This is a genomic window from Novosphingobium sp. Sphag1I, assembly GCF_056279125.1.
Map to the genome: position 1 here is coordinate 1 of NZ_JBWBQS010000021.1, position 20,328 is coordinate 20,328.

General features: G+C 59.9%; 20 protein-coding genes. 11 read left to right on the forward strand and 9 right to left on the reverse strand.

Features of this window, described 5'->3' with window-relative positions:
* Positions 1–324: 324 nt before the first annotated feature.
* Complete coding sequence (locus ACZ9HU_RS19370) at positions 325–3,216, reverse strand: Tn3 family transposase (RefSeq protein WP_476107426.1); 2,892 nt, start codon at positions 3,214–3,216, stop codon at positions 325–327.
* Between the two features lie 125 nt (positions 3,217–3,341).
* On the opposite strand from ACZ9HU_RS19370, the gene ACZ9HU_RS19375 reads away from it, so the two are divergent.
* From ACZ9HU_RS19375 to ACZ9HU_RS19385, 3 genes are all read left to right on the forward strand, one after another.
* Positions 3,342–3,962 carry a recombinase family protein gene (locus tag ACZ9HU_RS19375; protein WP_008832583.1) on the forward strand — a complete coding sequence of 207 codons (621 nt, stop codon included), beginning with the start codon at positions 3,342–3,344 and terminating at the stop codon, positions 3,960–3,962.
* Entirely contained in the window at positions 3,959–4,489 is a 531-nt protein-coding gene (locus ACZ9HU_RS19380) for a GNAT family N-acetyltransferase (protein ID WP_007686150.1), read from the forward strand. Before ACZ9HU_RS19375 ends, ACZ9HU_RS19380 begins: the two co-directional genes overlap by 4 nt.
* Positions 4,490–4,713: 224 nt before the next feature.
* Positions 4,714–4,989 carry a hypothetical protein gene (locus tag ACZ9HU_RS19385; RefSeq protein ID WP_476107429.1) on the forward strand — a complete coding sequence of 92 codons (276 nt, stop codon included), beginning with the start codon at positions 4,714–4,716 and terminating at the stop codon, positions 4,987–4,989.
* On the opposite strand, the gene ACZ9HU_RS19390 is transcribed toward ACZ9HU_RS19385, so the two are convergent.
* From ACZ9HU_RS19390 to copC, 6 genes are all read right to left on the reverse strand, one after another.
* Complete coding sequence (locus ACZ9HU_RS19390) at positions 4,956–5,786, reverse strand: lytic transglycosylase domain-containing protein (RefSeq protein WP_476107431.1); 831 nt, start codon at positions 5,784–5,786, stop codon at positions 4,956–4,958. The two genes, ACZ9HU_RS19385 and ACZ9HU_RS19390, sit on opposite strands and share 34 nt — an antisense overlap.
* Before the next feature lie 349 nt (positions 5,787–6,135).
* Positions 6,136–6,564, reverse strand: coding sequence for a DUF411 domain-containing protein (locus ACZ9HU_RS19395; protein ID WP_476107432.1), 429 nt, complete (start codon positions 6,562–6,564; stop codon positions 6,136–6,138).
* 61 nt (positions 6,565–6,625) lie between these two features.
* Positions 6,626–7,306: a PepSY domain-containing protein gene (locus tag ACZ9HU_RS19400; protein ID WP_476107433.1), complete on the reverse strand. Its 681-nt coding sequence runs from the start codon at positions 7,304–7,306 to the stop codon at positions 6,626–6,628.
* Between the two features lie 73 nt (positions 7,307–7,379).
* Positions 7,380–9,698 (reverse strand): heavy metal translocating P-type ATPase, encoded by a 2,319-nt coding sequence (locus ACZ9HU_RS19405; protein WP_476107434.1) that lies wholly within the window; start codon positions 9,696–9,698, stop codon positions 7,380–7,382.
* 36 nt (positions 9,699–9,734) lie between these two features.
* The gene (copD, locus tag ACZ9HU_RS19410) at positions 9,735–10,670 is read right to left on the reverse strand and encodes a copper homeostasis membrane protein CopD (protein ID WP_476107435.1); all 936 of its coding nucleotides are present in this window, start codon (positions 10,668–10,670) and stop codon (positions 9,735–9,737) included.
* A 4-nt stretch (positions 10,671–10,674) separates the two neighbouring features.
* Positions 10,675–11,058 (reverse strand): copper homeostasis periplasmic binding protein CopC, encoded by a 384-nt coding sequence (copC, locus tag ACZ9HU_RS19415; protein ID WP_476107436.1) that lies wholly within the window; start codon positions 11,056–11,058, stop codon positions 10,675–10,677.
* Between the two features lie 138 nt (positions 11,059–11,196).
* On the opposite strand from copC, the gene ACZ9HU_RS19420 reads away from it, so the two are divergent.
* The 8 genes from ACZ9HU_RS19420 (at position 11,197) to ACZ9HU_RS19455 (ending at position 18,266) form a co-directional block, all read left to right on the forward strand.
* A complete protein-coding gene (locus tag ACZ9HU_RS19420; protein ID WP_476107438.1) occupies positions 11,197–11,469 on the forward strand; it encodes a hypothetical protein in 273 nt (90 codons plus the stop codon).
* A 1-nt stretch (position 11,470) separates the two neighbouring features.
* On the forward strand, positions 11,471–11,905 hold the full coding sequence (locus ACZ9HU_RS19425) for a periplasmic heavy metal sensor (RefSeq protein ID WP_476107439.1): 435 nt from the start codon (positions 11,471–11,473) through the stop codon (positions 11,903–11,905).
* Entirely contained in the window at positions 11,902–12,468 is a 567-nt protein-coding gene (locus tag ACZ9HU_RS19430; RefSeq protein WP_476107440.1) for an RNA polymerase sigma factor, read from the forward strand. Before ACZ9HU_RS19425 ends, ACZ9HU_RS19430 begins: the two co-directional genes overlap by 4 nt.
* Before the next feature lie 65 nt (positions 12,469–12,533).
* Complete coding sequence (locus tag ACZ9HU_RS19435) at positions 12,534–14,465, forward strand: copper resistance system multicopper oxidase (RefSeq protein WP_476107441.1); 1,932 nt, start codon at positions 12,534–12,536, stop codon at positions 14,463–14,465.
* Complete coding sequence (locus ACZ9HU_RS19440) at positions 14,462–15,580, forward strand: copper resistance protein B (RefSeq protein ID WP_476107442.1); 1,119 nt, start codon at positions 14,462–14,464, stop codon at positions 15,578–15,580. Before ACZ9HU_RS19435 ends, ACZ9HU_RS19440 begins: the two co-directional genes overlap by 4 nt.
* A 21-nt stretch (positions 15,581–15,601) precedes the next feature.
* Positions 15,602–17,125: a PAS domain-containing sensor histidine kinase gene (locus ACZ9HU_RS19445; RefSeq protein WP_476107444.1), complete on the forward strand. Its 1,524-nt coding sequence runs from the start codon at positions 15,602–15,604 to the stop codon at positions 17,123–17,125.
* Positions 17,115–17,723 (forward strand): response regulator transcription factor, encoded by a 609-nt coding sequence (locus ACZ9HU_RS19450; RefSeq protein ID WP_476107512.1) that lies wholly within the window; start codon positions 17,115–17,117, stop codon positions 17,721–17,723. The genes ACZ9HU_RS19445 and ACZ9HU_RS19450 overlap by 11 nt, the downstream gene beginning before the upstream one ends.
* 93 nt (positions 17,724–17,816) lie before the next feature.
* Positions 17,817–18,266: a response regulator gene (locus ACZ9HU_RS19455; protein WP_476107447.1), complete on the forward strand. Its 450-nt coding sequence runs from the start codon at positions 17,817–17,819 to the stop codon at positions 18,264–18,266.
* A gap of 13 nt (positions 18,267–18,279) precedes the next feature.
* On the opposite strand, the gene ACZ9HU_RS19460 is transcribed toward ACZ9HU_RS19455, so the two are convergent.
* Entirely contained in the window at positions 18,280–19,305 is a 1,026-nt protein-coding gene (locus ACZ9HU_RS19460) for an MFS transporter (protein ID WP_476107449.1), read from the reverse strand.
* A 197-nt stretch (positions 19,306–19,502) separates the two neighbouring features.
* Positions 19,503–20,303, reverse strand: coding sequence for a copper resistance protein B (locus ACZ9HU_RS19465; protein ID WP_476107514.1), 801 nt, complete (start codon positions 20,301–20,303; stop codon positions 19,503–19,505).
* Positions 20,304–20,328 lie beyond the last annotated feature (25 nt).

Here is a 20,328-nt window from a genome sequence, read left to right on the forward strand (position 1 = left end):
AATGCCAGTCCATGCCATGATACACTCCATCTCTTCGCAAAGGGGCGTGAATCACAACATGCTGGTATTGCTCAACAACTTTCGGGGCGGGCTCTAAAACTTGTCTAAGGCCACCTAAAATGCCTTCAGACTTTTCTTGATAGATCCAATCTGCCACCAAGACTGCCGCATTCGGCATTTAACCGGTACATCTTCGGCAGGGGATAAACCGGTGCCCTGTGAAAAAGGTGAGATATGGCGCAGGTCTCTTCCGTTATCGCAGACCGGTCCTCTGTTTCGTCACATTTAGCCCCCATGGGGGTGTTTGCGGGAGGGGGCGAAATCCTACGCTAAGGATTTTGGCCAGCGATATTCGCCGGTGAGGTTGATGTGCTCCCAGCCCAGGGGGGATACATGGGCGAGGAGATCGGGCGGGACAGCGGCGCCATTGGCGGCTCGGCTGCTGACGACATCCCCGAGCTTCATCGTGTTCCAGAAGATGATGATGGCGGCGAGCAGGTTCATGCCGGCGATGCGATAGTGCTGACCTTCGCCTGATCGGTCCCGGATTTCGCCACGCCGATGGAAGCTGATGGCGCGCTTCAGCGCATGATGGGCTTCGCCTTTGTTGAGGCCGATTTGGGCCTGGCGTTGCAAACCGGCGTCGAGAATCCAGTCGATCATGAACAGCGTCCGTTCGACACGGCCGACTTCCCGAAGAGCAAGGGCCAATTCATTCTGGCGAGGATAGGAGGCCAGCTTCCGCAGAATTTGGCTGGGGGCGACAATGCCGGCGGCGATCGTGGCCATGACGCGCAGGATGTCGGGCCAGTTCCGCTCGATGAGCGGCTCATTGATTTTACCGCCGACCAGGCCCCGCACATTGGCTGGCGTCGCACCGGGAGTGAAGGCATAGAGCCTTTTTTGTGGCAGGTCGCGGATGCGTGGCGCGAACCTGTAGCCGAGAAGTGAGCAGGCGGCGAAGACGTGATCGGTAAATCCGCCCGTATCAGCAAAGTGCTGACGGACATGGCGGCCTGCGTCATTCATGAGCAGCCCGTCGAGAATATAGGGGGCCTCGCTGACGGTCGCCGGGATGACCTGGGTAGCAAACGGCGCATATTGATCGGAGACATGGCTGTATCCTTTCAAGCCTGGGACATTGCCGTATTTGGCGTTGACCATGTTCATGGCTTCGCCCTGCTCGGTGGCGAGGAAGAACTGTCCATCGCTGGAGGCGGAGTGCCCCTGTCCCCAGAACGCGGCCATGGGAAGATCGGCATGTGCCTCCACGATCATGGCGAGCGCCCGATCATAGGCACTGCCTTCAATATGCCAGCGCGCGATCCGCAGCAATTCCCAGAAACTGTGCGTATTGGTCGCCGCTGCCATCTTGCGCAGGCCGAGATTGACGCCCTCTGCCAGCAGAACGTTCATCAGCCCTATCCGGTCCACGCAGGGTGTGCCGGTGCGCAAGTGGGTGAAGGCTTCGGAAAATCCGGTCCGCTCATTGACTTCCAACAACAGGTCGGTAATCCTTGCGGGCGGAAGCTGCTGATATAGATCGAGCACGAGATCCTCTGCACCTTCCGGCGTGTCGGCCTTGAGCTTGTCGATCTGAAGTCTGCCATTCTCGATGATGCCGCCGGGGATTGCTCCAGCCCGGGCCGCACGGCCGAGTTCCTTCAACCGTTCATCCAGTCGGGCCTTACGTTCCGCAAGCCATTCATGCGGTCGCAGCGGCACGGTAAGGCGAGCGGTCTGCTCTATCGCCTGGGCCGGGACCAGTATTTGCTTAAGGTCGGCATAGCGACGTGACCCCGCCAGCCATATATCGCCAGACCGAAAGGCATCGCGGATATGGAACAGCACGGCGATCTCCCACAGCCGGTGGTCCCCGGCAGGCTGAACGCGAAGATGGCGATGCCATTTCGAGTTCGGGCGCAGGAAGTCGATTGGCGGCGCGGCCTTGATGCCGCGTTGAAGGATTGCGACTGCCGCCAAAAGGGGCGTCGCGATCGGCGCCGCCTGCATGTCGAGGAGGCGCAGCATCCGGGGTGCATAGAGGCGGAAGCGGTGATAGCCGTCCAGCACACGGCTGAGCGGGTCGGCCGCGAGCACGTTGGTCAGTGCGCCCGCTGTGGCGACGAGGGTTCTGAACCGCTCCCAGCCAAACCCCATGGCGATGATCCCGTCCAGCGCCGTGCCATCGTCCTGTGCCCCCAGCAATGCACCGCCGATTTCGGCAAAGGATTTCAGTGTGTCCCGAACGGCCGCCTTTTCGTCGGCGATCCTGGTGCTGCAAAGGCGCTCGGATGCTCGATAGAGACGGCCGACGATGCGGTCATGGGTTTCCACCACGGCATCGGCCAGCGATGCCCGCCATTCCAGCGCGCACACCGCGAGGATCGCTAGCCGCCTTTCTTCGGGCAGGTCCCGCATACCATCAGCATAATAGCGCTCGCCCTGCCGGCGCAGCCGGGCCACTCTATGCGGAGGCACGCCGGTCACAAGGTCTGCGGGAAGATCGACGTCCTGAAGATATTCCAGTCGATCCATCAGACGATTGGCAGCGGCGGAGTTCGCGCCAACCTCAATTTGCCGCAGCCAGACAAACCGAGTGATGCGGCCGTCCACCGTATCCTCCAGCAAGGCGGCCAACTGCTCGCCAAGAGCCGGCGTGATCCGTCCAGCGATACGCTCCTCAATCCGGCGCTCGGCATCGACCAATGCATCGGCGCACAACCGCTCGATCGTTGAGGGAGCTGGAAGAATTGTGCGTGTGCGGCGGCATTCCTCGACAAAGTGGCGGGCGAGATCCTCGTTCGATGTTGCCGTCTCGGCCTCCCGCGCGATCCATTCACGCAGATCCCGCGCGCCGCGACCTGAAAAGGCGCGGTAGCCATAAATTCTGCGCAGATCTGCCAGATGCTCGTGCCGCGTTTCCTCGCGCGAGGCATAGGGAAGCAGATCATCGCCGCTCAGCCCGAGCTGGGCCGCGATAAAATCTGTCACTGGCGCCGGGATTACTTCGCCCGGTGCCAGCACCCGACCGGGAAAGCGCAGCACGCACAGTTGCAGCGCAAAGCCGAAACGGTTGTGGGCGCGACGGCGCTGGCGGATATGTCCGAGGTCCTCGTCGCTGAGGGTGTAATGCCGCAGCAACTCGCCCTGATCGACCGGCAAACGGAGTAGCGCGTCGCGCTGGCGATCGGTCAGGGTCACGCGACGGGGCATGCATGTTCCTTTTTCTATCCGACTCAATGTTTGAGATAGCTTGATTGCGATGCTGGTTGAGATACACAATGGCATAGTCAAATGCCTATGCTCGCCCCGCCACCTCAAACCTTCGTTTGTGATCCATGCTGATCGGCTACGCCCGCGTGTCCAAAGCCGACGGCTCGCAGTCGCTCGACCTGCAGCACGATGCCCTTCGCGCTGCCGGTGTCGAGCCAGGCAATATCTATGATGATCGTGCATCCGGTAGCCGTGATGATCGCCCCGGTCTTGCCGCCTGCCTGAAATCGTTGCGCGACGGCGATGTCCTCATCGTTTGGAAGCTCGACCGGCTCGGCCGAACGCTCACCCACCTGGTCAGCACGGTGCAGAATCTGTCGGATCGCGGTATCGGTCTGCGGGTGCTCACCGGCAAGGGCGCGCAGATCGACACCACGACGCCATCGGGCCGGATGGTGTTCGGCATTTTTGCCACACTGGCGGAGTTTGAGCGGGATATGATCCGCGAGCGCACCATGGCTGGCCTGGCCGCTGCCCGCGCGCGGGGACGCAAGGGTGGCCGCAAGTTCGCCCTCTCCAAGGCCCAGGTGCGGCTCGCTCAGGCTGCTATGGCCCAACGCGACACGTCCGTTTCCGACCTCTGCAAGGAACTCGGGATCGAGCGCGTCACTCTCTACCGCTATGTCGGTCCCAACGGGGAACTCCGGGATTACGGTCAGCGCGTGCTTGCTGCCAAAACGCGATGATGATGACGGGAGCCCCGATCAAACTTACCCAAGCGGACGCCGCAGACGTTGCAGACCTGTACAACCGTTGCAGCGACTATTTCCTGTTGCAGGACGGGGCCGCGCCCACGCTGGACGATGCTCGCGAGCTTTTCTCCGATGTGCCGCCCGAAAAGAGCGCCCACAATCAAGCTGTCCTGGGATGGAAGGGGCCTGGCGGCCTATATGCAATCGCGGCCATCCTCCGCGATTATCCGCGTGATGGCACATGGTATCTCGGCTTCATGATCGTAGATGCCGCACAGCGTGGTCGTGGCGTCGGACGCTCAATTTACTCGACGGTCGAAAGCTGGGCCGCTGCGAGAGGTGCCACAGAGATTCGGTTGGCCGTGCTGGAAGCGAATGAAGCGGCAGAGCGATTTTGGCGTTCTCTCGGCTTCATTGAGTATCGGCGCGTTGGGCCAGACACCTTCAAAATGCGTAGCCATCGCCGGATAGAACTGAGCCGTCGCCTTTCTGGCGCGACCGTAGAAGGCAGCAACAAGTAAGATCTCGCGCCGGCTATCTGGGCGAGCTTGGCGTAGGATTCCGCCCCCTCCCGCAAACGCCCCCTTCTATCTCGAGGTATTGACCTGCCGGCGAGGCTCGATCGAGGTGGATCTGCGTCCGGCGGTAATCCACGAAGCTGCACGGCGAGCATATGACTTGCTTCTCTCGCACCAGGAGCGGGTCATGCAGAACAGCCAGACCCTTCAGGCCTGATCGAGTACGCATGGGCCCCGAGAACATTGCAGCGTGGACCCATCTCTATGCCGCAGTTGGGCTGCTCGCTGCGATTTGCTCGGGGTGTGCGCTCCTCAAGACGATCTACGACATCCGTACGGGAGTGATGGCGCCGCCGACGGGTTTAGTGCTGCGCTGGTTGCTCTGGTTCCCGAAGGTTTGGCTGCATTTTCAACTCAGCTACCTCTGCGGGTTTCCAAGCATTCTGGCCATCGCCATCCTGTATGCGCACTATATCGGATTTGCCGCATTCATGCCCTCGTAGGTTATGAGAGACACCTCGCGGTAGCCTGAGGTTCGTACTGCGATGTTGGCCGCCATAGCCCGCGCGGCAGCGGTCGAATTTGAGCCTCCAAGTTTGGTGAGGCGCACCCAATTGGTTGTGATGGCCTGCACGTAATTACGGGTTTCCGGGATTGCAGGAATATTGCCCAGCGAGAGTGAACGACGTTCTGGCCCCGCATTGTACGCAGCCAAGGCCAGATCGACGCGTCCAAAGCGATCAAGCTGCTGGCGAAGGTAGCGTGCCCCTGCCCTCATGTTGGCCAGCGCATCCCAAGGGTTACTAAGCTCTAGATTTCTCGCTGTTGCCGGCATGACCTGCATCATGCCCATCGCACCCGCCCCACTTAGTGCCCAAGCCTTGTATCCTGATTCCTGAGCAATGACCGCGTCGAGAAGGCTCTCAGGAAGCCCGTTTTCGCAAGCTATTGCGGTCATTGCTGCAAAATAGGCTACGCGGCGGTTCTCCACCTCAGGAGACAACCACCAGGTCGGGCGATACCTATTCTGCAGGCACGATGACGAGGTGGAAGGCGCCAGGATCGCCAGAGGTTTCGGTTCGAAAAGTCCTGACGGGTCGTTTCCGCCAATAGCGTGGGTTCTATCAGCGCTTCGGCGCGCATCGGCCGGCTCAACCAACCCTTCAAAGTGGGTGCTTAACGCGGCTCCGACAGCCCCTTGCTCATTTCTGGCTGTCGCGGAAAACGGAGAAAAATTGACAAGGTAGACTTCCCTAGCCTTCGCGGCCGAGACGCAAATCATTGCGGCAACGACGATCAAACTACAATTGGATGAAATCACGACGCACCCTTCCAAGGTGGCGTGCGGATCTGACAGGGAATGCGCGGTATCAGAAAATCAAAGATCGAAAGCAGAGTCAATCTCTGCGTAAACCCATCAGACGAGCCAAGCAGCGGCCCAACGACAGATATGTCGCGTTGCCTAGGGATGGAGCAGATGTTCCGTAAAGTGTTATTGCGGCTTCAGCGAGCCTCTTTTCTTGACGCTGCATGGCCCCGGACGTTTGCTATCACAAGAATACGATATCGTCGCCTCGCAGACCCGGAAAATCGAGCAGCTGAACAGAACTTTGACACGCCAAAGGCAACTCTACGAGCCGCCTCGCCCCTCAATGTCTTGCATAGATCCGCGTCCCGTCTCCGCCAAAGGCGATGACGTTGTATCGCTGGGCTGGAACGCCCGGAACATCCATTCCCGCAGACCCAAGAGGCATCCCCGCTACAGCCAAGCCCTTAACTCCGGCAGGCCGCAGCTTGAGCACCCGCTGCATATCGGAAATTGGCACATGGCCTTCAAAGATCATCCCGTCGATAACGGCGGTGTGGCAAGATGCCAATGCGCTCGGGACGCCAGAGTTGCGCTGGAAGGCCACCCTGTTGCGATCATCGATCACCCTCACATTGCGACCAAAGGCCTTTTTCACCTGCGCCGCCCACTTCTCGCAGCAACCGCAACCCGGATCGCGGTGCATCACCACGTCACTTGCGGCAAGCGCGGGGCTCGCAAGCAAAGCCAAACCCAGAATTATTGATTTCACTTCGTACCTCCAATCATTCGTGATCAATTAATTACAAGAACAACTTTTGCCTTGAACTGGATCAAATTGTCGCCCGGCGCCTTCTTATCTTGATCGGGAACCGCATGATGAGGAGCGCGAGGCCGGTGAGAGCAAAAATCATGCCCGAGGCAGCGAATGACACTAGCCAGATGTTGTTGAAATTGTCGTGCTCCTTCCAGTCCATGATGTGCAAGCCCCACAAGAAGTCGTAGACCCGCCAGGTGCTGGTCCGGACCGCGAGGATCCTCCCGGTCTCACCGGAAACATAAACGTGCGTTGTACCGTCGATGGCAACTTGCCAGGCGGGTAACGGTCCCCGGAATTCCGGTGACAGGTCCTCGACTTGGGTGACTTTGAGCGCAGGGTTCCCGCCGCCCTTCCAGCTTTCCCGAGCTATTTCAGCCGCCTGATCCATAGAGATCCTTGGCATTCGGACGCCGGTAGACGGATCGAACAACAAGGTCCTTCCGTTTGTCTTCGCTTCGGCCACCAGGCGGCCGTGGTGCATGCGAAGAGTAAGCTCTTCGACTGGGCCGGGTATCGTGCTCAGCAACTCGCCAAGCGGGCGCACAGCCGAAATACCAGCGATTGGCGGCTGTGCCTTGCGATCGACAAGGTGTTCTCCGCGCACGCGCTCTATGGGCAAAGCACTCATCACAAGGCCGCTCGTCATCCAGATGAGGACCTGCAATCCAACGATCAGAGACAGCCATTTGTGCATGCGGCTTGCTGTCAAATGCACTCTGGTACGTAGGGATCTCATGAAAATCTGACGTCCTGTTGTCGCGGCTTGCTTAAATGGTGGCCCGGTTAAGTCGAAGCGCATTCGTCACCACGCTAACGGATGACAGCGCCATTGCTCCCGCCGCAATCATTGGTGATAGCAGGATGCCGAACAGCGGATAGAGAAGACCTGCCGCCACCGGTACGCCGGCGGCATTATAAATAAAGGCAAACACCAGATTCTGGCGGATGTTCGACATTGTCGCCTGGCTCAGGCGGCGGGCGCGGACGATGCCCATAAGATCGCCCTTGAGCAGCGTCACGCCGGCACTTTCGATGGCGACGTCAGTCCCTGAGCCCATGGCAATCCCGACGTCGGCCGCGGCAAGCGCCGGGGCATCATTCACGCCGTCGCCTGCCATGGCAACCACGCGGCCCTCGCTCTTCAAGCGCGCGACAACAGCGCTCTTCTGATCGGGGAGAACGTCCGCCTCGACCTCGTCTATCCCGAGCCTGCGCGCGACCGCCTCCGCCGTGGTCCGGTTGTCACCCGTCAGCATGACAACGCGGATGCCTTCGCGGCGCAAGGCATCGAGTGCCTCGGGTGTCGTCGGCTTCACCGGATCGGCGATCGCGATGGCGCCAGCGGCCTGTCCATCAACGCCGACAAAGATCGCCGTCGCGCCTTCGCGTCGCAGATTGTCTGCTGCTGCCGCAAGCGCAGACGTGTCGATGTTCTGCTCAGTCAGGAAGCGTGCGTTGCCGAGCACGATCCGCTTGCCGTCGACTGTGCCCAGAGCGCCCCGCCCTGTGGGGGAGTCGAACTCGGCGACCTGGGCCAGCACGAGGCTACGCGCCTTCGCGGCCTCGACGATGGCGAGCGCAAGCGGATGCTCGGACGATTGCTCGACCGCCGCAGCAAGACGCAGCACGTCTTCTTCCGAGTGACCTGGCGCAGGCACGATCGCAGTCACCGCCGGACGGCCCATGGTCAGCGTCCCGGTCTTGTCTACAACTAGTGTGTCAACCTTCTCCAAGTGCTCGAGTGCTTCGGCATTTTTGATGAGCACGCCAAGGCCTGCACCCCGGCCGACGCCAACCATGATCGACATTGGCGTGGCGAGACCCAGGGCGCAGGGACAGGCGATGATCAACACGGCGACGGCGGCAACCAGGCCATAGGCAAAGCGCGGCTCTGGCCCCCAGATGCCCCATCCGGCAAACGCGAGCACGGCGATGGCGATAACGACGGGCACGAACCAGCCCGAGACCTGATCGGCCATGCGCTGGATCGGCGCGCGCGAGCGCTGCGCCTCGGCGACCATCTGGACAATGCGGGCGAGCATGGTGTCGCGCCCCACCTTGGTCGCGGCAATCACCAGTGCGCCGGTCTGGTTGAGCGTCCCGCCGATAACGGTGTCACCCTTGGCCTTGGTAACGGGCATGGATTCGCCGGTCACCATGGATTCATCAAGCGAAGAGCGGCCATCCTCGACCGTTCCATCGACAGGCACCTTTTCGCCAGGACGGACACGCAAGCGATCACCGACCCCTATAGCTTCGAGGCTGACCTCTTCATCGCTGCCATCGGCAAGAAGGCGTCGCGCGGTCTTGGGAGCAAGGCCCAACAATGCCTTGATTGCGCCAGAGGTGCGCTCGCGGGCCCTGAGTTCCAGGACCTGACCCAGGAGAACCAGCACGGTGATCACCGCAGCGGCTTCGAAATAGACGGCAACACTCCCATCGGCATTGCGGAACGCCGGTGGGAACAACTCAGGCGCAAGCGCGGCGAACATACTGTAGACCCATGCGACCCCGGTGCCCATCGCGATCAGGGTAAACATGTTAAGGTTCCGGGTCTTGAGCGATGCCCAACCCCGCACGAAAAAAGGCCAACCCGCCCAAAGCACGACCGGCGTAGCCAGCACGAGTTGGATCCAGGTCGAGAGCTGCATCGGTACGATGTGATGAAGCGCGGGGAAAATGTGGCCGCCCATCTCCAGCACCAGCACGGGCAGCGCCAGTACAAGGCCGATCTTGAACCGCCGGGTCATGTCGATCATTTCTGGGCTGGGACCGCTGTCGAGACCTACTTCCGCCGGCTCAAGCGCCATACCGCAGATCGGGCAAGCCCCTGGGTGATCCTGCCGAACCTCGGGGTGCATCGGACAGGTCCAGATCGTGCCGGCGGGCGCTTCGACGGACTCAGCGGGCGCCAGATAGCGCTCTGGATCAGCGACAAATTTGGTGCGGCATTTGTCGCTGCAAAAGTGGAACGCTCGATCACCATGATGGGCATGATGTAGGGTCACGGACGGATCGACATTCATGCCGCAAACGGGATCACGCACAGTTTCTGGTTGATGGTTGCCAGTGTGATTAGGAGTCATGTGTCTGTTCTCCAGCTACCGCGCATATCGGAGGGTTCACGATGCCCCCGGCATTGGGTTTGGTGCCAACGTCCCGAGCCATGCCACCAGGATCAATATCCCGATCCCCAAGCCAAATTCCAGAACTATGCTCCGTCGCAGCGGCTTAAGGGTTCGCTCAGGATCACGCCTCTCGACGGCTGCGATGAGGGAGGGCGTGAGCCGGAACCGATTGACCGCAGCCAAGGCGAGCATGCCGACGAACAAGATTATTTTGAGGGCCAGAAACTGCCCATAGGGCGCCGCCAGAGCAGCCCAGGGATCTCCGTCGCGCAAAATGAAGTAAGCGTTTGCGAGGCCGGTCAGCAGCAAAACCATAACCAATGTGGACCCCAGCGTTGCAAAGTCGGCAAGCACTCTGCAAGTCTGCCGTGCCTTGCCGACTTCGCCACTTCCCGGACGAAACAGCATCCACAAGAATCCTGCCAATGCGCCGATCCAGATGGAAGCCGCGATGAGATGAAGAATGTCGGCTGCCAGATGCACCCATCCGACCGTCCCATCGGTTGCCGCGCCGTGACCGGACCAGGCCAAGGTGGCCAAAGCCACCCCGCTTACCAATGCCTGAGCCGTCGAACTGGACAAACGCCACAGGGATGCTGCCAGAGCCAAAATAATCGCCGCTACCAGGGCGGCAAGGCGGACCTTGAGAGCCAGGCCCAATGCCGTTTCATCAAGCAGAGATTGAACGGTGGCTCGGTCCACCTCGGCAAGCGGCATACCGGTCATGCTGCTGACCTGCATGGCGAAGCCAATAACCGACAGCGCCGCCGCCAAAACCGCTAAAATCAATATTACCCATGAATGTCGGACATCGGCATCGGACGGGTGATCACCGCCGAGCGACAGGCGCTTGAATGCGGTCAGCCCGAACAATAGTCCAAGGCTGACGAACAGCGCCCACCTCAGGGCTATGATCCCCCAGTCCGCCACGCGATCAGCGCACGGTAAAAGCGAGAGTGCCGCTAATGCGATGTGTGTCGCTCGAGACCACATGCCACTGCACGCTATAGGTGCCCGCCATGAGGGGCCTCCCGAATGTCGCGATCAGGGCCTTGCCATCATCACTGACCGAAGTCTTGTAACCGGTCATTTTCATGTTGTGGTTGGGCATGCCTGGCATGCCGGTCATCGTGACTTCCATGCCCGAAACAGCGGCGACGAGAGGCTCGCTGAACGTCAGGGTGATGCGATTGGTCGGGGCAGTGGCGGCCTTGTCGGCCGGCAGTGCTGTCACGAGCTTCGGATGGGCGAGCGCCGGCGTGGCAATCGCGGCTCCGGCAACCAGGACGCTTGCAATCAAACTGCGAAACTTTTTCATGAATGGCTCCTTTGGGGGCTCAGGGTGCCCATGTTGAATACGCGCCGCGCTTGGACACCCCTCAAAATTTTCTGGGTCCCGATGAGGGCATTTCACCTTTGCTGCGTATTCATCCATGGATATGGGAGAATTTGAGCCATGACAGACATTGATCGACTTCTTGAACGACTGCGCGACGAGCCGACCCCCGCTCGCCTCGCGTTGATTGACGACGCTGTCCTGTCGGAGCTTGCCAGACGGCGGGCCATCGTTCCAATCAACCGAACAGGCCTCAGCCTCGCGGCAGCGATAGCCTTGTTCATCGGGGTTGGTGGTTCGATGATGTCCGGTGCACCTGCCGACGCCGCACCCATTTCCCCTCTCGGCGTTCCGGTCGCTCTGGCACCTTCAACCTTGCTGATGTCGCGCTGACATGGCTTGGCGAAAGACCCTCGTTTTCGCGCTCGTTGCATTCGCATTCGCGGTCATTGGAGCACTTGCGGGTCAGGCCTTGATCCGCTCTGGCTCGCCGGAAAGCGAGTTGCATGAGATGCTGCACCACCAGCTTGAACTCGATGGCAAACAGGAAGCACAGATCGAGGTGATCGAGCAGCGTTTTGCGGTGCGTCGCCAGGCTTTGGAACTGGAACTTCGCGCGGACAACGCACGTCTCGCCGAGGCGATCGAGTCCGAGCATGGATATGGCCCAAAGGTATCCGAGGCAATCGACCGGTCGCACGATGCGATGGGGCAGATGCAGAAGGAAACGCTTGAACATATCTTTGCGATGCGATCAGCCCTGACCCCGGAACAGGCGTCCAAATTTGATCGGGCGATCGTCAAGGCGCTCACAGGCAGGGAGCAGTGACAGGGCAGCTCTCTGAGCTCGAAGATCAGGACTTGGCTTCGTTAGCCATCGGCGGAAACCAGACCGCTTGTAGCGAGCTTGTCCGCCGGCATCGTGATTGGGTGTACAGGCTTGTTCGCGCGCAGATCGGCGATGCGGATGAAAGCCTGGATGTCACACAGGGGGCATTCATCGCGGCGTTTGGCGCCCTTGACCGCTTCGATCGGGCGCGCCCTTTCAAGCAATGGCTGGCTCGTATTGCTTTGAACAAGTGCAAGGACTGGAGGCGGCGTGCGCTGGTGCGCAGGTTTATGCTTGCAGCAGCCCCTTTGACGGAAGCTGAAGAAGTGGCTGATCCGGCTCCAGGAGCTGACATAGCGGCCTCCGACCGATCCGAATTAAAAGCGACCCTGAAGGCAATTTCCGAATTGCCCGCTTCATTGCGCGAACCCCTCATCCTCCGGACCATTGATGCGCACACACAGGCGGAAACCGCGCAGATCCTGGGGTTGAGCGAGAAGGCTGTCGAAGCGAGAGTTTATCGGGCGCGAGCACGCTTGACGGACAAACTCAAAAAAATTTGAGGGGTCGAGCAACGGGCTGCGTATTCAATGACAGCGGCCCCGATCTCATAGGCAGAAACACCCTCATGACAGTCATTGTCGGACGTAGAGAAATCCTTCGTGGCTCAGCCCTGGTGGGAGGAAGTATCGCCCTTGCCTCCTTCTTTCCGGCATGGGCCAAACCTGTATCTTCCGGCATCGCAGCGCCGCTTCCCACCGTCAGCGGTGAAGACATCAAGCTCACAATCGCCCGCCAATCGATGATGATTGACGGGAAGGCGTTCCGCGCGATCGGTGTGAACGGCACGGTTCCAGCGCCCCTGATCAGGCTGCGCGAAGGTCAGCGGGTGCGGTTGCACGTCCACAACCAGCTTGAGGAAGACAGTTCGATCCACTGGCACGGTCTGCTCGTTCCACCGGAACATGATGGCGTGCCCGGGGTGTCATTCCCCGGCATCAAGCCAGGCGGAAGCTATCTTTATGAGTTCGATGTAAAGCAAAACGGCACTTACTGGTACCACAGTCACTCGGGACTGCAGGAACAGGAAGGCCATTACGGACCGATCGTGATCGATCCGGCGGGGATGGATCCTGTCCAATATGAGCGGGAGCATGTCATTGTGCTTGCGGATCATAGCCCGCTTTCTCCTGCTGCGATCTTCCGTCGGCTGAAGGCCAATCCGGGCCATTTCAACTTTCAACGTCAGACCTTGTCAGGCCTGCTCGGAGGGAAGGATCAGCCCCTCAAGGAGCGTCTCGACTGGGGTCAGATGCGCATGGATCCGGCCGATATTTCTGACGTGACCGGCTCGACCTATACATTCCTGGTCAACGGGCATGGACCGGAAGACAATTGGACGGCCCTCTTCAAACCGGGCGAGCGCGTGCGCCTGCGGGTAATCAACGCGTCAGCCATGACCACCTTCAATGTCAGAATTCCGGGTCTCACCCTGCAAATTGTGCAGGCTGACGGGCAAAATGTCATGCCTGTCGATGTTGACGAGTTCCAAATCGGGGTTGCCGAGACCTACGACGTTGTCGTCCGCCCCACCGCAGACTTGGCCTATACCTTTGTCGGCGAAGCCGTTGATCGTTCCGGCATGGCCCGTGCCACATTGGCTCCGCGCCCAGGCATGAGCGCTGCGGTTCCGGCCCTTCGCAAGCGCCCATTGGCGACGATGAAGGACATGGGAATGGACATGCCCGGCATGGGGGGGATGGACATGAAGGGTCGCGGAGTTGACCCAACCGCTGAACAGAACGCGTCCGCAGGTCTGGCAACGGCTGCTGCCGCTGCCGCTGCCGGATCGGCGATGGAGATGGGGACCACGAGTGCGCCATCCGGCCCCGCAGACATGTCGGGTATGGATCACTCCTCGATGGCCAGCATGGACCATGGCGGCATGGCGGGAATGGACGGAGCGTCCGGGATGGCGGACCATTCAGGCCACCAGATGGGATCAATGAAGATGCGCGACTTCGGCAATGCGCCGCAAGTCAAGCGTGACCCTGGAGTCCAGACAATCTCCCCCATGCCAGTCGATCGCATGGGGGACCGGGGACAGGGCCTGCAGGATGTCGGCCACAGGGTGCTCGTGTATACAGACCTTATAGCACTCGAGCGAAATCGCGACGTCAGGGCTCCGTCGCGCAGCCTCGATATCCATCTTACCGGGAACATGGAACGCTTTATGTGGTCGTTCGACGGGCGGAAGATGTCAGACGTTCATGAGCCGATCCCTTTCACCGAAGGCGAGAGGGTGCGCGTCAATCTGATCAATGATTCCATGATGGCGCACCCCATCCATATTCATGGACACTTCTTCGAATTGGTCACCGGCCATGGCGACCGTGCGCCAAGAAAGCACACAGTTATCGTGCAACCTGGCGGGATCGCCACGTGGGACTTCACGGCCGATGCTGTCGGCGACTGGGCATTCCACTGTCATCTCCTTTACCACATGCATGCTGGCATGATGCGCGTTGTCAGTGTCCGTCCCAAGGGAGACGCGGCATGAGCACGCTTCGCACAGCATTAATAACGGCGGCCACCTTAGGCCTGTCCGTTCCGGCGTGGGCACAGGACCATTCGATGGACAACATGCCGGGCATGGAAATGCCGGCTCCAAAAAAGGCAACCCCCAAAAAAGCCAAGGCGTCTCCCGCAAAACCAAAGCGAGCGACGCCTGCTCCCGTCGAGAAACCCCCGGCACCTGCAGCCCTGCCTGCGGCACCTGAGGTCGATCACAGCAAAATGAACCACGGACCAACAAGCGACGCCGTGATGGACCATGGGGCGATGGACCATGGGACAATGGGCGAAATGCCGATGCCAGCTGCGGAAGGCGAAGCGGCCCCAGAAGGCATGGCCATGTCGGGCACTGCATTGCCTGCTGGAAGTGCGCCGCCACCCCCTGTCCCAACGGATCGCTATGCCGACCGTCAATTCCCTTCCGACGAAATGGCGCGCGCTCATGCGGAAATGATGAAGGAGAGCGGGGGGCTCAATTTCGGCGCGGCACTTCTCAACATCGCAGAATATCAGGCTCATCGCGGCCGTGATGGCTATCGATGGGATGGTGAGGCCTGGTACGGCGGCGACATCAATCGGCTGTGGATCAAGAGCGAAGGTGAAGGCGAGCTTCGCCGTGGTCTGGACAGTGGCGATGTGCAACTTCTGTACAGCCATGCCATCGACCCCTACTTCAATCTGCAGGCCGGTGTACGGCAGGATATAGGACCATCGCCGCGCCGCACCTATGCAACCATTGGTTTTGAGGGCTTGGCTCCCGGGATGTTCGAGGTCGAAGGCGGCGTCTTCCTGTCGAACAAGGGCGAGGTCATTGGACGGGTCGAAGGCTATTACGACCAGCGCATCACACAGCGCCTCGTTTTCCAGCCACGCGTCGAGATCAATTTCTCCGCGCAGGACATTCCGGAGATTGCGATTGGCTCTGGCCTGTCAAATGTCGAACTCGGCGCGCGGCTCAGATACGAGATCAAGCGTCAGTTCGCGCCCTACATTGGCGTTTCGTATTACCGCAAGCTTGGAGACACAGCCAGCTACGCGAGGGCTCGTGGGGAAGATGTTCACGCCACAAGCTTCGTGGCGGGCGTCCGGTTCTGGTTCTAGTCTGGAGGCGAACAAAGGGGCATGGATGAAATTGCCGGCGGCAATGCGGAACTGAGCGATCTTGTGCGCCTTGCGTTTGCGCAATCGGCGAAGCACGTTCAGCTCATTCTTGATCCGCACGGAAAGATCCTCGCGCTCAATGGCGAAGGCCATCGAGCGGACCAATGGGCGTCTGCCGAGTGCGTGGGCAGCTCGCACGAGTTGTTTTATTCATCTGAAGAAAGGGCCGCGGGCCTGCCCGATATTGATCTGGCCACAGCGGCGCGCGAGGATGGCTACGAGCGGGAAATGTGGCGTTTGCGGCGCTCGGGCACCGAATATCTGTCGCGAATGACGATTACGGCCTTGCGACATGAGAACACTCTGCACGGCTTCCATGTCATTGCCCGGGATATCACGCACGAGGCGGCCATTCGCGCGGTGAACGACACGCGTGAGCAGCACCTCCAGTCGATCCTGGATACCGTCCCGGACGCGATGATCGTCATCGACGAACTCGGACTGATCGTATCCTTCAGTGCCGCCGCACAGCGCCTCTTCGGATATGAAGAAAGCGAGGTCGTGGGCTGCAATGTGAGCTGCCTAATGCCTCCGCCCGACAAGGAGCGGCATGACGACTATATCCGGCATTACCGAGACGGAGGAGAGCCTCGTATCATCGGGATCGGGCGCACGGTGACAGGCCGTCGTCGTGACGGAACAGACTTTCCCATGCACCTCTCGGTCGGCGTCGCCGGGCATGACGGAGACCGCGTCTTTACTGGCTTCGTCCGTGATCTCTCCGAGAAAGAACGCGACGATCTCAAAATGCGCGAGCTGCAGGCCGAACTGATCCATGTGTCGCGTCTCAGCGCGATGGGGACCATGGCATCCACCCTGGCGCATGAACTGAATCAGCCGCTGACGGCAGTTGCCAACTACCTTGAGGAAACGAGAGACATTCTCTCCGATCCCCAAGGCACCCCGATGGCGATAGTTCAGGAGGCCCTGTCGGAGGCGGCCAAGGAGACCTTTCGGGCCGGTTTCATTGTCAGGCGTCTGCGTGAATTTGTCGCGCGCGGTGAAGTCGACAAGGATGTTGAGAAGCTAAGCCAAGTTATCGACGACGCAGCCCAGCTGGCTCTTGCGGGCGCCAAGGAAAGGGGTGTTCGCACCCTAGTGAACCTTGATCCGCGCGCGAGGCATGTGTTGGTGGACAAGGTCCAGATCCAACAAGTCCTGGTCAATTTGCTCCGAAACGCCGTCGAAGCGATGGCCTCGTCAACAGTCCGGGATCTTCATATCGCAACTTGCAAGCGTCCCGACGGGTTCATCGAGATCAGCGTTCGGGATACGGGGCCGAGTGTCGCCGCAGAAATCAGGCCCCGCCTTTTCGAAGCCTTCGTCAGCAGCAAGATTGACGGGATGGGGCTGGGGCTATCGATTTGCCGAACGATCGTTGAGGCCCATGGTGGACGCATTGCAGCAGAATATCCGGACGATGGCGGCACCATTTTCAAGTTCACCCTGATCGATGCCGATGCGGAGGAAGATGATGAACGCTGACCGCGTTGTGCACCTTGTGGATGACGAGGAGGCAATCCGGAAGTCTGCCGGGTTTGTGCTGTCCCGGGCCGGGTACAAGGTTCATCCCTACGGCTCTGGAGTCGAGTTTCTCAAGCACGCAAAACACGCTCCAATTGGCTGCGTTTTGCTGGACGTGCGGATGCCGGACATGGATGGGCTCGAGGTTCAGCGGGTGATGGCCGAGCGCGGGATCAACATGCCGGTCATCGTTCTGACCGGACATGGTGATGTAACCACGGCTGTGCAGGCCATGAAGGCCGGCGCCGTCGAGTTTCTCGAAAAGCCTTTTGAAAAGGCCACACTGCTCGATGCATTGGAGCGCGCATTCGGGCGACTGGAGCAGAATGACGCGCGTGAAATCGAAGAGCGGGAGGCTCACACCAAGATTGCAGCGTTGACACCGCGCGAACGGGAAATTCTCGAAGGCCTCGCCAAGGGCTACCCGAACAAGACGATTGCATATGACCTTGGCTGCTCGTCCCGCACGGTCGAAGTGCACAGGGCGAGCCTGATGCAGAAGCTGGACGTCCACAGCCTTTCCGATCTTCTGCGAATAGCTATTGCAGCGGGCCTTTAGCGGATTCGAGCCGCGGCTGCGATATCTACGTACGGACTGCTTTCGCGCACTCTGCGACTGTCGCTGGAATCGATTTTCACAATCTCGGAACCCATGTCCGACGGACTCATCAACCTCGACGTAAAGCGACTCAAGGTTCTCGTCACCGACGATGAGGCTAGCATTCGCCGATCGCTGCAACTTTTGCTGCACGCGAAGGGCTACGACGCGCACTGCTACACAACCGCGTCTGCCTTACTGGCAGATCACGAGGCGCGCTCGGCCGATTGCATCATCGCCGACTACAATATGCCTGATATCGACGGCATCAGCTTACTCCAAGCGCTCCGGAAAACCGGCTGGCGCGGGGACGCCATCTTGATTACGGCCTATTGCAGCGATGACCTGACGCGGCGCGCCAAGGCTTGCGGATATGCAGAAGTTGTCGCGAAACCCTTTATCAGGCGGCCCATCCTCGACGCGCTGCAACGCTTCTGCGAATGTCGTCAGGCTGGCGATTGTGCGCATCAAGGCGGCAGCTGCGCACCTGATTGCGATTGCTGAATGCGCCCCGGACTTACCCGGGTGAAGTATCCTTGCGCCAGATGAGGGGCAGCGCAAAGAGCAAGACCGTACAAACGGCGATAATGCTCCAGAGGACAGTTTTGTGCCATTCGCTGCGTAGGAATGCCGTCGCGATTGGCACGCCGACCTGGCTGATACTTGCAAAGCCGTGCTGAAGGCCAAGTCTGAAGCCCGAACGGCTCCTAGACGTGCTGATCCAGAAGCTGGCAATCAGTCGCAAAGTCGCTGCACTCCACCCCGCGGCAAAAATTGTGGCCGCAATGGCAGGGCCAGTGCGCGCAGCGGAGAATTGCCAAAGCGCGATGCCTTGCACGATCAACATCACCGCCGCGAGGCCGACAGGCCGATCTACAAGCCAGTTGAACCGGGCATGAAAGCCTTGGGCACCCAACATGGCCAGACCGCAAAGACTGAGCATCCATGCGATATGCTCACGCTGGAACAGCGCATCGGGGCGATGCAGAACGAGGCTGAGATGAATGGCTGCGAGGCCGCCCGTTCCGGTGATTGTAAGACCCAGCAACAGTAACACGAGCAACGTCGAATTGTCATTTGTTGGCAGGTCGTCGTGGGGCACTCTACAATAGTGGCTCTCGGACGATCCAACCATCACCAAAGAGCCCACTAAGCCTATGCCGATACCGAAAGCCAGGAGCGGCATGTCGGGTAATATCCGTGCCGATCCCTCGGCAAGGAGGGGACCCGCAAAGTCTCCAAGGAACAAGGAGGCTGTCAGCATCGTAAAAAGGCCCGCCTTCTCATGCGGATCGCAGGCGACTTGATGGCCGACCAGAAGGCAGAGCGGAACAATCGCGCCAAAAGCCAATCCCGCGACGGCACGCAGACCATATAACACAACAAGTGACGTAGCACCGGTGAGCGCCGTGGATGCCGCCAGCGCCAAGACTGCAAAGAACAGAAACAATTGGAATCGGTAGCGGTCGGCAAGTGCCCCGGCGAAAGGGGCCGCGATCATGCCGCCCAGCGGAAAAATGGCGCTAAGAACCGCCACGTGCATCGCATGATTGATCGCGCCCCTGCCACCAAGCTCCTGGTCAACAAGGTCAGGGAGCCAGGGGAGAAATGCTGTGTTTGCCGCAGCTGCCGCACCTATTGCTAGCATTGCAGGAGCCACGGCTACTTTCACGGATCGGCGGGGCGGACTGTCAGTGTTCAGACGGGTTCCAGTATGTGCAGAGAGCTTGGGACCTCCCCTTACCACCACAACCGCAGACCAGCTACAAACCGGTGCTCGCCTGGTCCTTCTCCACGCGACCGCCTGAAATCAGCAGTGCCCCCGAGCGCTCGTTCCCAGACATAGCCGATGTACGGTGCGAACTTTCGCGAAACCTCGTAGCGCATACGCGCGCTCAATTCGACGTTGCTGAACCCGCTGCCCAACTCGCGATCTCGAGATTGCTTGCTATAGACATTGGCCTCGACCTGAGGGGTCAGGATCAAACGATTGGTCAGCAGCGCTTCATAAGACAACTTGGCACGAGCCGCCAAGCGCCCGTCCGAGCCTACATAGCCCGTCAACTGCACATCGAACCAATAAGGGGCCAAACCCTCTACGCCGGCAGCAAGCCAGGTAGTCGCTCCCTTGCCGATATCCTGGCGCACACCGACCAACGTTCCCCAATAAGGCCCGGTCGAATGCCACCAGAGGGCTTCGGCGCCCGATTCGGGATCAAGCCGTTCTTCCTTGCTGTTTTTCAAGCCCTGAGACCTGAGCCATAATTTGTTGCTGTCGGTTCCGTTGATCACCAGGACCGACCAACCGATACCCTGACCTTCGTTGCCGCTGGCAAACTCCAGTTCGTCTACGAGAACTTTCGGGATCGAGATCTGATCGGCCATTTCGTAGTTGGGCAAAGTCGAATTGCGGTAGCCGTCAGAATAATCGTCGGAGTTTCGCGCGTCCGCAGGGGCCTTGCCGCCCTGCATCCCGCCCATCTCCATTTTCGTGGGAGCAGCGGGCATATCCATGCCCTGCATGTCGCCCGACATATCCATGCCGGAATGATCTTCCTTCGGCGCA

What these genes read in the sequence shown, in the direction of transcription:
- ACZ9HU_RS19370 (WP_476107426.1), bottom strand. Translation starts at nt 3,216, where the DNA reads ATGCCCCGTCGCGTGACCCTGACCGATCGCCAGCGCGACGCGCTACTC.
- ACZ9HU_RS19385 (WP_476107429.1), top strand. Translation starts at nt 4,714, where the DNA reads ATGGGCCCCGAGAACATTGCAGCGTGGACCCATCTCTATGCCGCAGTT.
- ACZ9HU_RS19440 (WP_476107442.1), top strand. Translation starts at nt 14,462, where the DNA reads ATGAGCACGCTTCGCACAGCATTAATAACGGCGGCCACCTTAGGCCTG.
- ACZ9HU_RS19400 (WP_476107433.1), bottom strand. Translation starts at nt 7,306, where the DNA reads ATGCACAAATGGCTGTCTCTGATCGTTGGATTGCAGGTCCTCATCTGG.
- ACZ9HU_RS19460 (WP_476107449.1), bottom strand. Translation starts at nt 19,305, where the DNA reads ATGCACGTGGCGGTTCTTAGCGCCATTTTTCCGCTGGGCGGCATGATC.
- ACZ9HU_RS19435 (WP_476107441.1), top strand. Translation starts at nt 12,534, where the DNA reads ATGACAGTCATTGTCGGACGTAGAGAAATCCTTCGTGGCTCAGCCCTG.
- ACZ9HU_RS19455 (WP_476107447.1), top strand. Translation starts at nt 17,817, where the DNA reads ATGTCCGACGGACTCATCAACCTCGACGTAAAGCGACTCAAGGTTCTC.
- ACZ9HU_RS19425 (WP_476107439.1), top strand. Translation starts at nt 11,471, where the DNA reads ATGGCTTGGCGAAAGACCCTCGTTTTCGCGCTCGTTGCATTCGCATTC.
- copC (WP_476107436.1), bottom strand. Translation starts at nt 11,058, where the DNA reads ATGAAAAAGTTTCGCAGTTTGATTGCAAGCGTCCTGGTTGCCGGAGCC.
- ACZ9HU_RS19380 (WP_007686150.1), top strand. Translation starts at nt 3,959, where the DNA reads ATGATGATGACGGGAGCCCCGATCAAACTTACCCAAGCGGACGCCGCA.
- ACZ9HU_RS19420 (WP_476107438.1), top strand. Translation starts at nt 11,197, where the DNA reads ATGACAGACATTGATCGACTTCTTGAACGACTGCGCGACGAGCCGACC.
- ACZ9HU_RS19375 (WP_008832583.1), top strand. Translation starts at nt 3,342, where the DNA reads ATGCTGATCGGCTACGCCCGCGTGTCCAAAGCCGACGGCTCGCAGTCG.
- ACZ9HU_RS19405 (WP_476107434.1), bottom strand. Translation starts at nt 9,698, where the DNA reads ATGACTCCTAATCACACTGGCAACCATCAACCAGAAACTGTGCGTGAT.
- ACZ9HU_RS19465 (WP_476107514.1), bottom strand. Translation starts at nt 20,303, where the DNA reads ATGGATATGTCGGGCGACATGCAGGGCATGGATATGCCCGCTGCTCCC.
- ACZ9HU_RS19450 (WP_476107512.1), top strand. Translation starts at nt 17,115, where the DNA reads ATGAACGCTGACCGCGTTGTGCACCTTGTGGATGACGAGGAGGCAATC.
- ACZ9HU_RS19445 (WP_476107444.1), top strand. Translation starts at nt 15,602, where the DNA reads ATGGATGAAATTGCCGGCGGCAATGCGGAACTGAGCGATCTTGTGCGC.